The organism is Endozoicomonas sp. YOMI1 (assembly GCF_024606345.1).
In the GTDB taxonomy this organism is placed as follows: domain Bacteria; phylum Pseudomonadota; class Gammaproteobacteria; order Pseudomonadales; family Endozoicomonadaceae; genus Endozoicomonas.
This window is the reverse complement of record NZ_JAHHPM010000393.1, coordinates 1-1,064: the sequence shown is the minus strand read 5'-3', so window position 1 is coordinate 1,064 and position 1,064 is coordinate 1. Positions and strand designations below refer to the sequence as shown.

General features: G+C 46.2%; 1 protein-coding gene and 1 pseudogene. Both read left to right on the top strand.

Translation table 11 applies throughout. From position 1 onward, the window contains the following. Window positions 1-679 (top strand): hypothetical protein (locus tag KDK15_RS14035; RefSeq protein ID WP_257296012.1); only part of this gene is annotated, 679 nt, incomplete at its 5' end. Continuing rightward, window positions 639-948: pseudogene (locus tag KDK15_RS14030) on the top strand (IS1 family transposase); the annotation flags it as partial. The gene KDK15_RS14035 and the pseudogene KDK15_RS14030, both read left to right, overlap by 41 nt. Window positions 949-1,064 lie beyond the last annotated feature (116 nt).

Below are 1,064 nucleotides of genomic sequence, written 5' to 3'. Positions count from 1 at the left end.
AACTCATCTTCCTGCTGTACTGTTTAACCGACAGGATTTACCACCAGTTACTTTAGTTAACCCGGTAAACCTGAACCAAGTGACAAGTGATAAGCAATTGACCCCAGCAGAAGAAATTGCTGATAGTTTGCTTGCTGAGCGCCAAATGGAGCGAAGACAAGACCCCGAAAAAAGAAAACTGATAAATCAGCGCGCCAGGGAACGGTATAGTGAAAGAATGCAAGACCCCGAAAAAAGAAAGCTCAAGAATCAGCGTGAAAGGGAGCGACTGCAAGACCCCGAAAAAAGAAAGCTCAAGAATCAGCGTGAAAGGGAGCGAATGCAAGACCCCGAAAAAAGAAAGCTCAAGAATCAGCGTGATAGGGAGCTGTATAGTAAAAGAATGCAAGACCCCGAAAAAAGAAAGCTGATAAATCAACGCGCCAGGGAGCTGTATAGTAAAAGAATGCAAGACCCCGAAAAAAGAGAGCTGAAAAATCAACGCCAAAGGGAGCGAATGCAAGACCCCGAAACAAGAAAGCTGGCTAATCAGCGCGCTAGGGAGCTGTATAGTGAAAGAATGCAAGACCCCGAAAAAAGAGAGCTGAAAAATCAGCGCCAAAGGGAGCGAAGGCAAGGCCTCGAAAAACAAAAAGAAGCTGGGGGTCACATACAACGCCAAAAAACCAGGCGCTCATGAGCGCATAGTCGATATGGCTATGAATGGTTCCAGTGTCAGAGATACAGGTCGAGTCCTGGGTATCACAGTCCAACGACAGTGATCAGCCACTTAAAAAACTTACCCCGCCACAAGTGATATCGCTCCCTTTCGATAATGGCGAGCTGGTGCTGATCTGCAATATGGATGAACAGTGGTCCTATGTTGGTAATAAAATGAATCAGCGCTGGCTGTTCTACGCATGGGAACCTCGCTACAAGCGAGTTATAGCCCATGAATTTGGGCGTAGAACGATATGCTTTTCTCGTTCCGAGGAGTTGCATGACAAGGGAGAAACACATATATGGTCCGCCCCGCTTTGCAAGGAAAAGTTTTCACAATGGCTGTTAAAGAGTAATGCTTCCAT